Below are 15,816 nucleotides of genomic sequence, written 5' to 3'. Positions count from 1 at the left end.
AGAGGAGGAGCAAAATGAATACAATAAAAAGGTTTATGGAAGAAGAAGACGGAGTAGGGGTTGTGGAGGTGATACTAATTTTAGTCGTTTTGATTGCACTGGTAGCCATATTCAAAGACCAGTTAGAGGCACTTGTAAGGAAAATTTTTGAAAAGATAAATTCAAATGCAAATGCCATCTAAGAAGAAAATAAAAACGCAATTTATATTGAAGAAATAAAAAATAGGTGCTCAGTATAGAAAGGGTGAGAGGAGGAGCTTAAAATGGGTAAAACAAAATATTATAGAAAAGGACATATTACTGTATTTTTGAGTCTGATACTTACCCTCATACTGTCTGTTGTCTGCACCACGATAGAAAGCGCCAGACTACAGGGAGTTAGAATGCAGCTTCAGAATATAACAGATATGGGGGTGTTTTCCGCCTTTGGCGAGTACAACAGAGAGCTGCTTGAGCTGTATGACTTGTTCTTCCTTGATATGGGTTATGGAACAGCAGATGGCAGCATGGAGCGTGTCAATGCAAGAATCAAAGAATTCGGTGAGTATAACACAGATGTAAATAAAAATATGGAGACATTGTCCCTGCTATACAAATCGGATATGTGGAGATCTTCCGTTGAAAGTGTTACGTCCGAAAAATATGTACTCGCAACGGATGATAAAGGGGAAGCGTATTACAGCCAGGCAGTTTCCTATATGAAAAATAAGCTTGGCATTTCATTGGCAGAGAGCCTTCTAGGACAGTATGATGAAAGCGTTGTGAAAAAGCAGGAAAGCTTTAAGAGCCATAAGGAGGAAGAGAGCGGAGGGGAAAGTATGATTGCGGGCGCAAAAGAAAAATATCAAAGTGAGTATGATGCTGCGTTAAAGGATGCAGATGGAGATGAGAGTAAGGTTGAGATGGAAAAACCAAGCGAGGCTTCCAATCCGGCTGATACGATCAAGTCGATACAAAGCTCGCCAATTCTGGAGTTGGTATTGGAGGATTCCTCTGCCTTGTCAGATAAAAAAATCAGCAATTTCAGTGAGGTGGCGTCAAAGAGAGAACTAGAAAAAGGAGATGGGGCATTTTCAGGGGAGGAATATAATGTCCTAAACAAAGCACTTTTCAATGAATACCTATTTGAAAAGTTTCCTGATTTTTTGAGTGGGGAGACAGAAAGTGGCAAGGGGATTCAATATCAGGCGGAGTATATTTTATGCGGAAAAGAGAGTGACAGACAAAATTTAGAAACGGTGGTGAATAAATTGCTTTTGATGCGAGAGGGAATCAACTTTGTATATCTTCTCACGGACACTGTAAAAAGACAGGAGGCGCTGTCTCTTGCCACGCTTATTGTCGGCTATCTGGGACCTGTCTTTGTGGCAATATTAGAAATGGCACTTTTGCTTGCGTGGGCATTTGCAGAGAGTGTGATAGAGCTTAGAATGCTTATGTCTGGGAAAAAGGTAGCATTGATAAAGAATGCCGGAAACTGGAATCTATCCTTGAGTAATCTGGAAAATCTGAGCGAGCTTCTTGACAGCGGGGAGGAGGACGAAGATGGTATTGATTATAGGGGATATTTAAAAATTCTTATTTTTTTTGAAGCTGACAATAAAAAAATAATGAGGAGTCTTGATTTGATTGAGAGGACAATACAGCTTGAGAGTCCTAATTTTAAAATTGACAACTGTACACAGAGCTTTACAGCTTCCATGCAGTATAGGACGGACAGCCTGTTTTTAAGACTGCCGTTTCAGGCGCTGGAAAGAGGCAGCGAAAGCTACAGTCATACCGTGACACGAGATTTTTCCTATTATTAAGCTGTAAGAAAAGAGGTGAAGGAAGATGCCTTTCCACAAACGGAACATAAAAAATATAATAAAACAACACTCTCCACGATTTTCTTTATCCATGAAAAAACTGTCAACCCCAAATGGCAGATGGACCTCCGAGACGGGAAGGGTGTCTTCGTTCACCTCGCAACGGGCAAGTCTTACAGTGGAGACTGCACTGGTATTACCTCTTTTCTTATTTGCAATTTGTTTTTTTATGTATTTTACGGAGGTAATAAGGACAGAGGCTGAAATCGGAAACGAGCTATATAAGCAAGGGAAAGACCTCGCACTTTATGCTTATGTATATAGCCGGGCAGAGAGCAACAGCTTGATTGCGAGCGGACAATTGAAAGATGTGGCAGCAGGAGCACTCAGCAGCGTGTATGTAGGCAGTCAGGTGAAACAGGAGTTAGGAGAGTACTATTATGAGCATAACCATATTGAGAGTGGAATAAATCTTCTGTTGTCCTCCTTTATGAAAGAGGACGATATGGTAGATATCGTGGCGCTCTATAAAATAGAAATTCCATGTAATTTTTTTAATTTAAGCCAGGTGCGAGTGATGCAGCGGGCAAGAATCAGGGGATGGACAGGCTATGAATCTGCGAAAGGAGAGGGAGAGGATGCCGAGGAGGAAATTGTATATATTACAAAGACTGGAACGGTTTATCATAGAGACAGATTATGCACCCATATCAAACTCTCCATCTCGACGGTAAGCAAGGGGGAGATCGCTCTGCTTAGAAACAGCAGCGGAGGAAAATATCATGAGTGTGAAATTTGCGGGGAGAGGCCGGACACTGATTTCTATTATATTACAGACACGGGAGACAGATATCACAAGGTGCGAGATTGTAGCGGTATCCGAAGGGATGTGACTGCGATTCCGATTTCTGAGGCAGGGGATAGGACACCTTGCTCAAGATGTGGGTATTAGAATAAGGAGGGCTTATGGATACAATAAAAATACTGGTGGCAAGTATGCTTGGAATTGCCGGAATAATGGATTTGGTATATAAGAGAATCAATGTATTGTTACTGTTCCCCTTTATCGTGGCAGGGGTTGCATGCAATTTTATATATAAACCTCTTTCCCTGCTCTCTATTCTAGGGGGGATGACAATCGGGCTGGCAGCGCTTTTGGTGTGCTTTGTCACAAGGGAGAAAATTGGAAAAGGAGACGGCATTGTTTTGGTTGTAACGGGATTGTTTTTAGGTTTTTTTGATAATTTATTTCTTCTTATGTCTGCCGCATTTCTTGCCGCAGGAGTTGGTATTTTACTTTTAATCGGTAAGCTGGTGGGAAGAAACTATGAGCTTCCGTTTATCCCGTTTTTGTTTCTTGCTTTTTTGGGGGGCTTAATGGTATGGAGTTAAAGGGGAGCTATACGATAGAGGCGGCTTTGCTTATGCCTCTTATTTTAGGAACGCTTGTTGCATTAATTTTTATAAGCTTTTTTCTGCATGACAGGGCGGTAATAGCCGAGGGTACGATCATTCTGGCAAACCGATATACAAACGAAAAAATCTTGTCAAATGCGCAGATAAAACAAAAATTGGAGGAGGAAAGTCAGAACGTCATTTTGAATAAAGTGATTGCAACAAAGGGAATCACGACAGATATTCAGGTGGAAAACAAAAAGATTACCGTGACATGCAGCGGGAAATTTCAATTTCCAAGTATGTATCTTGTATCATCGGTCTTTTTAAAAAATAATTATACAATAAACGCTGAAAAATCGATGAAACGGTTAGAGCCGGTAACATTTATCCGAAATTGCAGGATTTTAGAAAATTTGCTTGGGCGGTAAAAGATAGGGGGAGTTTTATGAACCGGGAGTTTAAACGGGATTTAAACAATAATTATATGATATTAAGTGATGAGGCAGCGGGGCTCGTTGAGGACTACCGCATGAGGATGTTGATTTCAAATGAGATTCCGGCTATATTGAGATGCAATGTAAGAAAGCTAGACGGAGTCGTAAAATATTTTTATGAAATAACCTCAAAGCAGCCGCTTGCCCGTATTTATGAAAAGAAGAAAATTGGGGAGACAGAGCTGAATGTGATTATCACAAGCTTTCTAAAGGTAATTGAAAACAGTGAGGAATATCTGCTGAATCCAAATGATTTTGTACTGGAACCGGATGTTATTTATATGAATATTGAGACCAGTCGGATATATTTTTGTTATATGCCGGGCTATGAACATGATATCAGCGAAAGTTTTCACGCGCTCACGGCGTATATTCTTGAGAGAATTAACCATGAGGACAAGCATGCGGTGGCGACTGCCTATGAGCTATATCGCCAGACGATGAATGAAAACTATTCCCTAAAAGATATTTTAAATTCCATTGCCAGTGACGAAGGGCAGGAAAATGAGGAAGGAAAAGAAGATATTGCTGAAAGTGAGACAGAGTTAAAACGTGGTAAGAGAATAGAGAAAGGCAGCAAAATAGAAAGAAGTAACAAGATAGAGGGGGGCAGAAAAATAGTGACAGAGCCGGCTTATCTTGATACAGAGGAAAGACAAGAAAATGATGCTTCCCAAGAAAAGGAAAGGAGTAAGAAGCTGTATGCAATGGGAGGTATCGTGATCGTGACAGCTCTGGCATTATTGAGTTATTTTCTCTATCAGAATAGAGAAGTTATAAGCGATTTAAAATTAAGTAATGATATTTTCCTAAAAATTGGCGGTGTGCTTCTAATTACAGCGGTGCTGACAGGTTATATGTTTTATAAAAAATATGAGGCAAAAAAAGAGGAGCAGGAGGAAAGCTTGATTGTCATGGAGGAGGAAGAAAAACGGGGCAGAACAGTGGCAGTGGAGCCGAATTGGGTATTAAAAAGGGAAACAGGAGCAGCAGCATCCCAAAACGTGACAAGATACAGTCAGATGGAAAGCGAAGGTTCTTTGATAAGTGAAACGGTAATAAGAAACTTTCAACCGGAGTCGGAGGCAGAAAGCTACGGAAACACCGTACTGCTTGCATGCCGTCAGCCACGGCACAAGCTTTCACCAAGCAAAGAGAAATATCCAAGCTTTGAGCTTTCAGAAAAAGCCTTTTTAATCGGAAAAATGGAAGAGCATGTGGACGGAGTGATACAAAACGAATCAATAAGCAGGATTCATGCGGAAATTAAAAAGGATGAGGGGAGCTATTATCTCACGGATTTGAATTCCACGAACGGAACCTTCCATAACGGAAAAAGACTGGAAGCAAATGAAACGGTGGAGATTTTTCCGGAGGATACACTTCATTTTGCAGCAGTGGAGTATGTGTTTCAATAAAGATATGTAGTTTTCAGTAAAAAATATCTGGCTTCTCGCTAATTGACATTCTTCTCGTAAAGTGTTAATGTCTCTTTATAAAAAAACAGGAGAGACTGACGATGTTTCGAGAACTTAAATATAAAATAGAAAGAAATGCTTTTTGCACGAATTTAATTGTTCTGATTAATATCATGGTATTTATTGTGCTGGAGCTTGGCGGCTCTACACAGGATTCCAGATATATGATAAACCATGGTGCTGCGGTTGCACCTCTTATCGTGGATTATGGGCAGTATTACAGATTATTTACATCTACGTTTTTACACTTTGGGATAGAGCATTTGTTCAATAATATGCTTGTGCTTTTCTTTCTGGGGGATAATCTGGAAAGAGCGGTCGGAAAAATCAAATTCCTCATTATATATCTGCTTAGCGGGCTTGGCGCCAGTGCTTTGTCTTGCGGTTACAATTATCTGCAGGGAGAGATTGTCGTATCGGCAGGTGCTTCGGGAGCAATATTTGGAGTAATCGGAGCGCTATTTTATATCGTAATCGTGAATAAGGGGCGATTGGAGGATATGACGTCGGCAAGGCTTGGACTGCTTGTCATTTTTACGTTATATCACGGTTTTTCCGAAAACGGAGTCGATAATGCGGCGCATATTGGCGGTTTAATCTGCGGAATTATTTTAGCAATTTTACTTTATCGGAGAAAAAAACATTCTTGCCCTTTAGACAGTGATATTATACAATAAGGAGTAGAGAATCGTTTGAGACAATGCAGGAGGTAGATATGAGAGTTAATATATATTACGGGGGAAGAGGATTGATTGATGATCCGACTTTGTATGTAGTCAATAAAATGCAGCAGGTGTTAACTGAGCTTAGGGTTGAGACGGTTAAGTATAACCTGTTTGAGCAGAAGAATGCCATTATGACATTGCCTCAGACGCTGAAGGAGGCAGACGGCATTATTTTAGCAACAACGGTAGAATGGCTTGGAATTGGCGGTTATATGCAGATGTTTTTGGATGCATGCTGGTTATATGCGGACAAGGAGAAGCTTAGTAATGTATATATGCAGCCGGTAGTTATGTCAACCACATATGGTGAGAGAGAAGCAAGTCTTACACTCTCAAGCGCATGGACTTTGCTAGGTGGTTTGGAATGCAACGGTATCTGCGGATATGTGGATGATTTGGCAAGCTTTGAGGTGAATGAGGACTACGCCGTTTTGATTGAAAAGGCATCGGAAAATCTATACAGAGCGATTTCACAAAAGCTGAAGAATTTGCCGACAAGCAATATGGCAGTAAAGCAGAATGTGCTGAGAACGAAGGGCATGGAGCTTTCACCGCAGGAGACGGAGCAGTTGTCCAAGTACGCTTCGGATGACCAGTATGTGAAGAAGCAAAAGGAAGATATTGAGGAGCTTGCAAATCTCTTTAAATCAAAAATGGATTTTAAAGAGGTATCGAATGAAATGGAATATATCAATGACTTTAAGTCACACTTTGTTCCAAACAAAGAGGTGAAGGTCAGCTTTGGCATTACTGTCACAGATAACCAAAAACGTCTTATTTTAGAGGTAAATCGGGGTGAGCTGAATTGTTACTACGGTGACCGGGAAAATGTAGGGGTTGACATAAAAATATCAAATCAGATTATAGAGAGTATTATAAACGGAAAAATGACGTTCCAAAGAGCCTTTATGTCGGGCGAGATGACGGCAAAGGGTGATTTTAAAACGCTTCGCCTGTTAGATGAAATATTTGTATTTTAATCTTATCAAGGAAGTCCCCCGCTTCTTCAAGCGAGGATGCAACTTGCCTGTTTCAGTAGGTGTTCAAGCACCTACTGAAATACCACGAAGTGGTAATAAGGTTATGAGTAAGTAGCGTAGCGGATTACGAATATCCGCTTTGACTAATGCAAGTGACAATTTTTGTGCCGGGAGGATATGACATTTCACCGGCACAAGTGTTAGTTAGGAGAAATCGGCAAGGTTATGTAAAAGGTTGTTCCGATGTTCTCCTGTGTTTCAAAGGTAATGCTTCCGCCATGCGCCTCCACAATATTTTTGCAGATGGGCAGACCAAGGCCGGAGCCATTTGCCTTATGTGTAACAAATGGTTCAAATATCGTATTTTGAAACTCAGCCGGTATTCCAGATCCATTATCCGCGATGGATATTTGAAATTTATCCGGATTAACATCCAGTATGGTTACCTGAATAGAGCCATTTTCAGGATTAACAGCATCTTTTGCATTTTTAATCAGGTTAGTTATCACCTGACGAATCTTAATGGCATCGCCGGTTATTTTCGGAAGTGATTTGCTGTATGTGCAGGTAAGCGTGCAAGAAGAATCGCAGATATCATTGCGAACAGCAAAACAAACAGAATCCACAAGCTCACCTATTTCAAATTGAGATAGATTTAAAATATCACTCTGGTTAAATTTGCTTAATTCATCAAGCAGCGAGAGGACATATTGAATATCAGCCATTGTTTCATTCCAAAACCGAAAGTCTTTTACCTCCGGGTGTTGGGCTTCAATCAATTGCAAGGAGCTGCTGATAAGCGTAAGCGGATTTCGCAGCTCGTGCGAAAACTTGCCGATATTAAAATTATAACTTTCGGCTAACCTAGATACTATATTTTTGAGCTCAGGATTTGTTTCCGTTAATTTTTCTAGTTGTTCTCTGTCATTGTTATTTAGCATTTATTAATCACCCCAACTAAGTCTAGCATTAAAATATAAATATTACAAATGAATTAATGTAACATAATGTGACATTATCAGGAAGGAGACTGTAAAATGAAGGATAATAACTGTATTTTCTGTAAAATCGCGCAAGGAGAGGTTCCGTCTGTTGTAATCTATGAGGATGACAAATTCAAAGTAATTTTGGATATGGGACCGGCAGCGAAGGGGCATGCATTGATTCTACCAAAGGAGCATGCTAAAAACATTTATGAGTTAAGCGAAGAAACGACAGCAGAGGCATTTGTTTTGGCAAAAAAAATGGCAGAGAAAATGACAAAAGCACTTTCCTGTGATGGCTTTAATATTGTTCAGAATAATGAGCCAGCTGCGGGACAGACGGTATTTCATTTTCATATTCATCTCATCCCCCGCTTTGAGGGTGACGATGCCAAGGTTGGCTGGAACACCCACGAGATAACAAAGGAAGAGATGGAAGCGATTGCTGAGCAGATAAAGGGATAGTATCTTGCAGCAATAAAAAAGAATGTGCAAAGCACATTCTCCGCGCACGAGAGGGTCTGCATTATTTCTGCGGACCCTCTGTTAATATGTGTATATTTTTTACATATCTTGAAGCAATTTTACGATAATACCAATCGCATCTGATTGCTTGCTTTTTGACATTTTGTCAATGTAAGATGATCTATTTTGATACACCTTGTCAATCGTGTCAATCAAGAGAGTATCATTCACTTTTTCCTCTTCTATTACCTCACTGAAGCCCTGCTTTTGAAAAGAAGCGGCATTTAATAGCTGATCGCCCCTGCTCGCGGCAGCAGACAATGGTATCAACACATTTGGCTTCTTTAACGCGAGAAGCTCACAGATGGCATTAGCGCCGGCTCTTGACACAACAACGTCTGTCATAGCAAATAAGTCTCGCAGCTCCTCTTTGATATATTCAAACTGAACATAACCCTTTGTATCGTTAAGAGAATCATCCAACTTTTCTTTTCCACATAAATGAACGACCTGATAACGCTCAAGAAGCTTTGGAAGAGCACTTCTGACAGCGTTGTTCACAGCAACGGCACCCATACTTCCGCCAATGACAAGGATGACAGGCTTATTTGCGGTAAAATTGCAAAATTTTAAGCCGGCAAGCTTATTGCCCGAAAGTAGTTCCTGACGAATTGGTGATCCGGAAAGTACAGCCTTTCCATCGGGAAAATATTGAAGCGTCTCCGGAAAATTGCAGCATACCTTATTTGCAAAAGGGAGAGACAGCTTATTGGCGAGTCCCGGCGTCATGTCTGATTCGTGAATTACAACCGGAATATGCAATCGTTTGGCAGCATAAACAACCGGAACTGATACAAAACCGCCCTTTGAAAAGACTATGTCAGGTTTTAGCTGCTTCATTATTTTAACCGCTTCATTCAGTCCTTTTAGAACCTTGAACGGATCGGTAAAGTTCTTTATGTCAAAATATCTTCGAAGCTTCCCGGAGGCAATACCATGATATGGAATATTAAAGTCACAAATCAGCTTTTTCTCAATGCCGTCATAGGAGCCGATATAATGAATATCATAATTTGCCTCCTTAAGCGTTGGAAGCAAAGCAATATTTGGTGTCACATGTCCGGCAGTCCCGCCGCCGGTAAGTATAATTCGTTTCATAAAAAAACAGCCTCCAGATTATTGTAATGCCTGACGAAGTGCTATCGCGAGCTGGTCAGGGCATGAAGTAGGACGGAAACCGCATCTGATGCCTTCTAAACGATGGATTGCATCGTTTATATCCATGCCTTCTATCAAGCGAGCAACGCCTTGGGTATTTCCGGCACAGCCGCCTACAAATTCCACTGATTTTATAATAGAATCTTCTATTTCAAAGTTAATTTCTTGTGAACAGACTCCTTTTGTCTTGTAGTTCATTTCAAGACCTCCTATCTACATTTCATGTTACTGTTCACACTTGCGGTGTTCACAGCAATATGATACACACAAATCACCAAAAACGTGATTTGGCGCTTGTAGCCCTCGCAAAATTGTGTAAACACATAATTTTGACTTCGCGGGATATTGCCCAGTAAACAGTAACCATTTCATTTCAAGTATAGCAAAAAATATTGAAATATACTAGGTTAATAAAAAAAAATTTGCTATAATGAAGCTATGGCATGGACAAACGAACATAGTATACAAAACTTAAACATAGAAATAAGGAGATTAAAATGAGCGTAACAGGTATCATCGGAGCGATGGAAGAAGAAGTAAATATTTTAAAGGATAAGATGCAGGTGACCGAGATTGTAAAAAAGGCGTCAATGGAATTTTACAAAGGAACGCTGAATGGTAAGGAGGTTGTGATTGTAAGAAGCGGCATCAGCAAGGTGAACGCGGCGGTGTGCACGCAGATATTGGTAGATGATTTTGGAATTTGCCGTGTGATTAACACCGGAATTGCAGGCTCTCTGCAAAACAAGATTGATATTGGAGATATTGTAATATCAAGCGATGCGATGCAGCATGATGTAGATGCGACGGGCTTTGGATATGAGCTTGGTGTGATACCGAGAATGGAGACGTCAACGTTTATTGCTGATAAAGAGCTGATTGATTTGGCAAAAAAGGTTTGTGAGAGAGAGATACCGGATATCACCGCCCATATCGGGCGCGTTGTGACGGGCGATCAGTTTATCTCGGATAAAGGTGTAAAGGATAGAATTGAGAACAATTTCCATGGCTATTGTACGGAGATGGAGGGAGCTGCTATTGCGCAGACCGCTTATCTGAATCAGATTCCATTTGTAATTTTGCGCGCCATTTCTGATAAGGCAGATGACAGCGCAACGGTAGACTATCCGACTTTTGAGAAAAAAGCAATTGAGCATTCCGTCATTTTAGTGGAGAATATGCTTAAAGAGTTGTAAAAATGTCAAAAACCCTTGTAAATAAAGGCTTTTTGTAAAACGATTTTCCCTTGTCCCATCTTTTTTTTCCATCCCGCATAAGCTATAATCGTTTATGAGGGAAAGCCATAAGGACATTTTGAGAATGGAAAGAGAAAGGGGTAGTTATTTTGGAAGAATTATTAAAAGGGGAAATCATTCGATATGCAATTATTATTGCGACCGTATTTGCGGTGGCTGTCAAGGTGGTACAGACACTTATTTATATTAGGCTGATGGAGGAGTCAGAAAATGTTCCTGCATCAAAAAACAAGTTGATTAAACAGATGAAGCTGAAATTTGAGAACTGCCATAAATTAAACTTGGGCGTGAACAACGTACATATTTTTGTAAATAAATATATGTATAAACACAAGGTAGGGAAAATAAGTATGTACCATTACAACCGTATTCCGATTGTAGCGGCGTGGCTTTGCGGCACGGCTGGGATAGCAAGCGGTTGTATCTGCTATTTAGCGAATTATAGTGTGAAAATGGGAGCACTCTATGAAATATACGGAATAGGCTCCATTCTTATTCTAAAGCTTGTAGATGTCATCCTAGATACGGATTATAAGAGAAATGTAGTTTACACAAATCTTGTTGATTTTTTTGAAAACTCGCTTCAAAATCACCTGACGCATGAGGTTGTAAATGTAGGTGCCATAACGGAGGAGGAGCGGGAAATGCTCGAGGAAATCCCGGCAATCAGTGAGGTGAAGAGAGAAAATAAAGAGGTTCTCTTGCACTATCACAAAAAGGATAAAAATAAAAAGCCGGATACGGAAACTTCGTTGGACAGCAATGCACAGGCGATTATCGAGGATGTACTGACTCAATTTTTATCTTGATTTCATAGAGCTACTTTGCTACAATATAGACTGATAAAATAATAACAATAAACCTGTGATATAAAGGAGTGTGTACAAATGGGAAATAAAGTTACATTTGATTATTCAAAAGCTTTATCGTTCGTAAATGAAACAGAAATCAGTATGATGGGCGACCTTGTAGAAGGCGCAAAGAAAAAGCTGGTATCAAGAAGCGGTGCCGGAAATGACTTTTTAGGATGGATTGACCTTCCGGTTGACTATGACAAGGAAGAGTTTGAAAATATTAAAAAGGCTGCACAGAAAATTCAAGGAGACTCAGATGTTCTCTTAGTAATCGGTATCGGTGGCTCTTATTTAGGAGCGAGAGCTGCAATTGAGTTTTTAAGACATAACTTTTACAATTCTGTTTCTAAGGAAACCAGAAAAACTCCTGAAATATATTACGTTGGAAACAGCATAAGCAGTACATATATAAAGCATTTGATGGATGTACTGGAAGGAAAGGATTTCTCTGTGAACATCATTTCCAAATCAGGTACGACCACAGAGCCTGCAATTGCTTTCCGTGTATTTAAAAAATTATTGGAAGAAAAATATGGAAAAGCAGAGGCTGCCAAGAGAATCTATGCGACAACCGATAAATCAAAGGGAGCATTAAAGATGCTTGCCACAGAAGAAGGCTATGAGAGCTTTGTAGTGCCGGATGATGTAGGCGGAAGATTTTCTGTTCTGACAGCAGTAGGCTTGCTTCCAATTGCAGTAAGCGGAGCGGATATCACAAAACTGATGGAAGGCGCGGCAAGCGGAAGAAAGAGAGCATTAGAAAATAAATTTGAGGATAACGATTCCTTAAAATATGCGGCAGTTCGAAATATCCTGCTAAGAAAAGGAAAACAGGTTGAGTTTGTTGCCAATTATGAGCCAAGCTTACACTATGTATCCGAATGGTGGAAGCAGTTATATGGCGAGAGCGAAGGAAAGGACCAGAAGGGTATTCTTCCAGCGGCGGTTGATTTGACAACAGATTTACACTCAATGGGACAGTTTATTCAGGACGGCGCCAGAATCATGTTTGAGACGGTACTTAATGTAGAGAAATCACAGTGCGAAATCCTATTGGAGGAGGAGCCGGTTGATTTGGATGGATTGAACTACCTAGCAGGAAAGAGCGTGGATTTTGTAAATAAAAGTGCAATGAATGGTACGATTTTAGCTCATACAGACGGTAATGTTCCAAACCTTTTGGTTCAAATTCCGGAGCAGAACGAATTCTATTTAGGTGAGCTGTTCTACTTCTTTGAATTTGCATGCGGTATCAGCGGTTATCTGTTAGGAGTAAATCCGTTCGATCAACCGGGTGTTGAAAGCTACAAGAAAAACATGTTTGCATTGCTTGGCAAGCCGGGATTTGAAAAAGAAAGAGAAGAATTATTAAAGAGATTGTAAAAATAAGACAGGAAAGCGTAGAGATTATGCTTTCCTGTTTTTAATATCATAGGAAATTGCGTTGCAATTTGTTAATATTCATTATCATACAACTTCGTAATGAAGTTCAACGAATTGATTAAAGCGGTTGATACTTTTCAATGATAAGGGCGTTTGAAAACTATTGTTTCGGAATAGAGGAATTCCCTTACCAAGTAAAATCGGAGAAACAGTGACAATAAGTTCGTCTACTAACTTTTCTTCGATAAAAGTGTTAAGCAAGTCTCCTCCGCCGACAAGCCAAATGTTTTTACCTTTTTTATTTTTTAAATCTTTTGAGAACTGAATGATATCTTCGCAGATAAAATTTACATGTTCGTTATCATCCTTCTTAGTTCTGGAAAAAACATAGCATTCCTTGCCTTTGTATGGAAAATTACCTTTTTCATGGTCAATAATCCAATCATAAGTTACTCTTCCGATTAGAATCGTATCTATTGTCTCATAAAACGTTGTATAGCCGTTATCGCCCTCACCTTCGACGGCGAATAGCCAGTCCAAGTTGTGCTCATCTGTGGCAATATATCCATCTAAGCTTGAAGCGATATACAATACTAATTTACGCTGACTCATCACCATACCCCCATCTTTTTAAAATCATCCAAATAAAACATTCCCGATAATCCGGCTAATCAAAGAAAGCATCTGTCTTGTATCATTAGGCCACGAGCAGTGAATGGTGGAACGTTCGTAGCTGATAATTCCCTGCATATTGTCCTCTGAATCCAACAACAGACACTGATAGTAGGAGGTGGAGGAAATACTTGCGAAATAATTATAAATTTCACCATATATAAACTCAAAATTACGGATGTTTGCGGCGCAATAGGAATCCTCCTCCTCTTCAAACTGTGCCAGATAGTCATCTTGAAAAAGTGCCGGAAGAGAAACGAGCACATTTTCATCATCAAAGCTTAAATTTTCATGGAGCTCACCTGAAACATAAATGGATATATTATGTAAATCATAAAACTCTTTTAAAGTTTTAAGCATATCAGCTAACGCATATTTTCCTTCAGAGTAAAGCAGGGAGGTTTGCTTTTTTACGTCAGCCAAGGTTGCTGTTGCTGTTTTAGGAGCTATCTGTGTGAGGATGGAATTATCGGCACAATTGCAGGAAACCGGACCGTGAAGCTGGTGATCATATATAATATAACGGTTTTTCCCTTTGTTTTTAGCAATATACAGCGAATAATCGGCAACCTTAAACAGCGTGTCATAGCTTTCGCCGTCTCTGGGATAGCAGGTAACGCCCATCGAACAGCCAAGCTGAAAGGCAGAGAGCTTTTCGCGATAAAGCCACTGAATATTGGCACGGATAGAGCGGAGCATATTTCGAAGGAGAGCCTCAGAATCTATATTTTCCAAAATAACCAAAAACTCATCACCGCCGATGCGTCCGGCTACACCATGCTGCTGTATCGTATTTTTCAAAATTGCGGCAACATCCTTTAGGATTTCATCGCCGAACATATGCCCGAACGTATCGTTGCACTGCTTGAAATTATCGAGGTCCATAATAAACAAATAGACGTTGTTTTCAGGAGAATGGCGCAAGGTTTTCTCGGCATATTTTGTGATTTCTCTTTTATTTAAAAGCCCGGTTAGTTCGTCTTTGTGCAGGGTGTCCATAAAGTGATTTTCTTTGAGCTCATGAATCGCATTAAAAGAAAACCAGACCCCAACCACTATTTTTTTATGCTGATGGTTTTTGATTGTAAGACCCTTCACCTTGGTCGTCTCAAAAATCTCACCATCGGATAAAATACTGGAGGTAAGCTGGTATTCAAAACTTTTGATGCAATTTTGGATGGACTCACACATATCAAAAAAGACAGACCAATCCACACAGGAAATATAATCATGATGTTGGACATCCTCCTTCCATGTGGAAAAGAGGCCGTTAAAATACATGACATTCTGCTTATCATTGACCCAGTAAAACTTGAATTTATCGGTTTCCGGGTCGTATTCAAAAATATTGTCCCCCGCAAGCGTAAATAGGGATTGATATTTTATAAGCTCGTGCTCAAGGCGGGCATGCTCATTTATAATATCGGATAAATACTGAAATTCAATTCTTATCAGCCTGTTCGCCTCGATGTAATTAAAATTGAGAAGCATATGATGATATTCATTATCGCTGTATAAAATTGAAAAAACATCAGTGACGCTTTTTCTTTTCTCAATGGACTTAATACACTCTGTCAGACGAGCACGGTCTTTGGGAAGTACTACCTTATAAATGGAAAAAAACAGATCATTTCCGATTAACGTGTACAAAGACTTATTTCCGTATTGCAGTGTCAGCTTCAAATCTGTAATTGCAATCGGAATTCTGGAATCGGAAATAGAATGAAAAGAAATATCCTGCATTTATACCCACCCCTGTAATTAAAAACAAATGATTAATAAGTTAGTCTTCTTCAATCACGTGAATTTCCAAAAAATCAAAATCAATTTCGTCAACAAAAGAATCCTTTGTAAAGCGAGCCTTACTGTGATGCTTAAATTCCTTGATATTTGATTCAAGCCAAATCGGTTTACTAAGGTCAAACGCATAGCAAATCTGTTCCAATGCATGAAAAACCTTGTGAGTTCTGGTATCTGCGGAATCATCTTCGATTGTTATATCCTTAATAAGGCGATTGCTTGTATATATTTTAGCCCACAAACGGAACATAGGTTAAAAATCCTTTCTTTAAATAACTAAAATATGGAAGTAGGAAAATTGT

Annotated in this window: 18 protein-coding genes; 12 read left to right on the top strand and 6 right to left on the bottom strand. The window is 39.7% G+C overall.

Annotation, left to right across the window (positions count from 1 at the left end; all coding sequences use genetic code 11):
• Window positions 1-14 precede the first annotated feature (14 nt).
• The 8 genes from CTY48_RS04720 (at window position 15) to CTY48_RS04685 (ending at window position 6,883) form a co-directional block, all read left to right on the top strand.
• Complete coding sequence (locus CTY48_RS04720) at window positions 15-182, top strand: Flp1 family type IVb pilin (RefSeq protein WP_099467363.1); 168 nt, start codon at window positions 15-17, stop codon at window positions 180-182.
• A gap of 81 nt (window positions 183-263) precedes the next feature.
• Entirely contained in the window at window positions 264-1,808 is a 1,545-nt protein-coding gene (locus CTY48_RS04715) for a DUF5702 domain-containing protein (RefSeq protein WP_099467362.1), read from the top strand.
• 91 nt (window positions 1,809-1,899) lie between these two features.
• A complete protein-coding gene (locus tag CTY48_RS04710) occupies window positions 1,900-2,760 on the top strand; it encodes a hypothetical protein (protein ID WP_143452691.1) in 861 nt (286 codons plus the stop codon).
• A gap of 14 nt (window positions 2,761-2,774) precedes the next feature.
• On the top strand, window positions 2,775-3,200 hold the full coding sequence (locus CTY48_RS04705; RefSeq protein WP_099467360.1) for a prepilin peptidase: 426 nt from the start codon (window positions 2,775-2,777) through the stop codon (window positions 3,198-3,200).
• A complete protein-coding gene (locus CTY48_RS04700) occupies window positions 3,191-3,634 on the top strand; it encodes a TadE family protein (RefSeq protein WP_099467359.1) in 444 nt (147 codons plus the stop codon). Before CTY48_RS04705 ends, CTY48_RS04700 begins: the two co-directional genes overlap by 10 nt.
• A gap of 17 nt (window positions 3,635-3,651) precedes the next feature.
• Window positions 3,652-5,118 carry a DUF6382 domain-containing protein gene (locus CTY48_RS04695; protein ID WP_099467358.1) on the top strand — a complete coding sequence of 489 codons (1,467 nt, stop codon included), beginning with the start codon at window positions 3,652-3,654 and terminating at the stop codon, window positions 5,116-5,118.
• Between the two features lie 101 nt (window positions 5,119-5,219).
• A complete protein-coding gene (locus CTY48_RS04690) occupies window positions 5,220-5,855 on the top strand; it encodes a rhomboid family intramembrane serine protease (RefSeq protein WP_099467357.1) in 636 nt (211 codons plus the stop codon).
• A 38-nt stretch (window positions 5,856-5,893) separates the two neighbouring features.
• The gene (locus CTY48_RS04685; RefSeq protein WP_099467356.1) at window positions 5,894-6,883 is read left to right on the top strand and encodes an SCP2 sterol-binding domain-containing protein; all 990 of its coding nucleotides are present in this window, start codon (window positions 5,894-5,896) and stop codon (window positions 6,881-6,883) included.
• A 200-nt stretch (window positions 6,884-7,083) separates the two neighbouring features.
• Here the strand turns inward: CTY48_RS04685 and CTY48_RS04680 are convergent, their stop codons facing one another.
• On the bottom strand, window positions 7,084-7,824 hold the full coding sequence (locus CTY48_RS04680) for a sensor histidine kinase (RefSeq protein ID WP_099467355.1): 741 nt from the start codon (window positions 7,822-7,824) through the stop codon (window positions 7,084-7,086).
• Window positions 7,825-7,920: 96 nt separating this feature from the next.
• On the opposite strand from CTY48_RS04680, the gene CTY48_RS04675 reads away from it, so the two are divergent.
• Window positions 7,921-8,331, top strand: coding sequence for an HIT family protein (locus CTY48_RS04675; protein ID WP_099467354.1), 411 nt, complete (start codon window positions 7,921-7,923; stop codon window positions 8,329-8,331).
• A 99-nt stretch (window positions 8,332-8,430) separates the two neighbouring features.
• Here the strand turns inward: CTY48_RS04675 and CTY48_RS04670 are convergent, their stop codons facing one another.
• Together CTY48_RS04670 and CTY48_RS04665 are read right to left on the bottom strand one after the other, a co-directional pair.
• Complete coding sequence (locus CTY48_RS04670) at window positions 8,431-9,489, bottom strand: undecaprenyldiphospho-muramoylpentapeptide beta-N-acetylglucosaminyltransferase (RefSeq protein ID WP_099467353.1); 1,059 nt, start codon at window positions 9,487-9,489, stop codon at window positions 8,431-8,433.
• 18 nt (window positions 9,490-9,507) lie between these two features.
• Window positions 9,508-9,747, bottom strand: coding sequence for a TIGR03905 family TSCPD domain-containing protein (locus CTY48_RS04665; RefSeq protein WP_099467352.1), 240 nt, complete (start codon window positions 9,745-9,747; stop codon window positions 9,508-9,510).
• A gap of 299 nt (window positions 9,748-10,046) precedes the next feature.
• Here CTY48_RS04665 and CTY48_RS04660 point away from each other — a divergent pair, with 299 nt between their 5' ends.
• The 3 genes from CTY48_RS04660 to CTY48_RS04650 all read left to right on the top strand — a co-directional run bounded on the left by CTY48_RS04660 (window position 10,047) and on the right by CTY48_RS04650 (window position 13,042).
• Complete coding sequence (locus tag CTY48_RS04660; RefSeq protein WP_099467351.1) at window positions 10,047-10,745, top strand: 5'-methylthioadenosine/adenosylhomocysteine nucleosidase; 699 nt, start codon at window positions 10,047-10,049, stop codon at window positions 10,743-10,745.
• A gap of 149 nt (window positions 10,746-10,894) precedes the next feature.
• Complete coding sequence (locus tag CTY48_RS04655; protein ID WP_099467350.1) at window positions 10,895-11,614, top strand: hypothetical protein; 720 nt, start codon at window positions 10,895-10,897, stop codon at window positions 11,612-11,614.
• A 78-nt stretch (window positions 11,615-11,692) separates the two neighbouring features.
• Window positions 11,693-13,042: a glucose-6-phosphate isomerase gene (locus tag CTY48_RS04650; protein WP_099467349.1), complete on the top strand. Its 1,350-nt coding sequence runs from the start codon at window positions 11,693-11,695 to the stop codon at window positions 13,040-13,042.
• An 84-nt stretch (window positions 13,043-13,126) separates the two neighbouring features.
• Here the strand turns inward: CTY48_RS04650 and CTY48_RS04645 are convergent, their stop codons facing one another.
• Genes CTY48_RS04645 through CTY48_RS04635 form a run of 3 tightly spaced genes read right to left on the bottom strand, consistent with a single transcriptional unit; the run spans window position 13,127 to window position 15,764 of the window.
• A complete protein-coding gene (locus tag CTY48_RS04645) occupies window positions 13,127-13,654 on the bottom strand; it encodes a dihydrofolate reductase family protein (protein WP_236354730.1) in 528 nt (175 codons plus the stop codon).
• A 24-nt stretch (window positions 13,655-13,678) separates the two neighbouring features.
• Entirely contained in the window at window positions 13,679-15,457 is a 1,779-nt protein-coding gene (locus CTY48_RS04640; protein WP_099467348.1) for a GGDEF domain-containing protein, read from the bottom strand.
• Window positions 15,458-15,497: 40 nt separating this feature from the next.
• A complete protein-coding gene (locus CTY48_RS04635; RefSeq protein WP_099467347.1) occupies window positions 15,498-15,764 on the bottom strand; it encodes a hypothetical protein in 267 nt (88 codons plus the stop codon).
• Window positions 15,765-15,816: the final 52 nt, after the last annotated feature.

Origin of the sequence: Konateibacter massiliensis (assembly GCF_900184995.1) — a bacterium.
GTDB classification, from domain to species: domain Bacteria; phylum Bacillota; class Clostridia; order Lachnospirales; family Lachnospiraceae; genus Lachnotalea; species Lachnotalea massiliensis.
Note: the sequence above shows the minus strand (reverse complement) of the source record. Positions and strands in the feature narration are given on the sequence as shown.

Bases quoted from the DNA above. Each gene is read 5' to 3' on its own strand.
- CTY48_RS04710 (WP_143452691.1), top strand. From the start codon at position 1,900: ATGAAAAAACTGTCAACCCCAAATGGCAGATGGACCTCCGAGACGGGA.
- CTY48_RS04660 (WP_099467351.1), top strand. From the start codon at position 10,047: ATGAGCGTAACAGGTATCATCGGAGCGATGGAAGAAGAAGTAAATATT.
- CTY48_RS04645 (WP_236354730.1), bottom strand. From the start codon at position 13,654: ATGAGTCAGCGTAAATTAGTATTGTATATCGCTTCAAGCTTAGATGGA.
- CTY48_RS04635 (WP_099467347.1), bottom strand. From the start codon at position 15,764: ATGTTCCGTTTGTGGGCTAAAATATATACAAGCAATCGCCTTATTAAG.
- CTY48_RS04670 (WP_099467353.1), bottom strand. From the start codon at position 9,489: ATGAAACGAATTATACTTACCGGCGGCGGGACTGCCGGACATGTGACA.
- CTY48_RS04705 (WP_099467360.1), top strand. From the start codon at position 2,775: ATGGATACAATAAAAATACTGGTGGCAAGTATGCTTGGAATTGCCGGA.
- CTY48_RS04650 (WP_099467349.1), top strand. From the start codon at position 11,693: ATGGGAAATAAAGTTACATTTGATTATTCAAAAGCTTTATCGTTCGTA.
- CTY48_RS04700 (WP_099467359.1), top strand. From the start codon at position 3,191: ATGGAGTTAAAGGGGAGCTATACGATAGAGGCGGCTTTGCTTATGCCT.
- CTY48_RS04695 (WP_099467358.1), top strand. From the start codon at position 3,652: ATGAACCGGGAGTTTAAACGGGATTTAAACAATAATTATATGATATTA.
- CTY48_RS04720 (WP_099467363.1), top strand. From the start codon at position 15: ATGAATACAATAAAAAGGTTTATGGAAGAAGAAGACGGAGTAGGGGTT.
- CTY48_RS04715 (WP_099467362.1), top strand. From the start codon at position 264: ATGGGTAAAACAAAATATTATAGAAAAGGACATATTACTGTATTTTTG.
- CTY48_RS04685 (WP_099467356.1), top strand. From the start codon at position 5,894: ATGAGAGTTAATATATATTACGGGGGAAGAGGATTGATTGATGATCCG.
- CTY48_RS04640 (WP_099467348.1), bottom strand. From the start codon at position 15,457: ATGCAGGATATTTCTTTTCATTCTATTTCCGATTCCAGAATTCCGATT.
- CTY48_RS04675 (WP_099467354.1), top strand. From the start codon at position 7,921: ATGAAGGATAATAACTGTATTTTCTGTAAAATCGCGCAAGGAGAGGTT.
- CTY48_RS04680 (WP_099467355.1), bottom strand. From the start codon at position 7,824: ATGCTAAATAACAATGACAGAGAACAACTAGAAAAATTAACGGAAACA.
- CTY48_RS04665 (WP_099467352.1), bottom strand. From the start codon at position 9,747: ATGAACTACAAGACAAAAGGAGTCTGTTCACAAGAAATTAACTTTGAA.
- CTY48_RS04690 (WP_099467357.1), top strand. From the start codon at position 5,220: ATGTTTCGAGAACTTAAATATAAAATAGAAAGAAATGCTTTTTGCACG.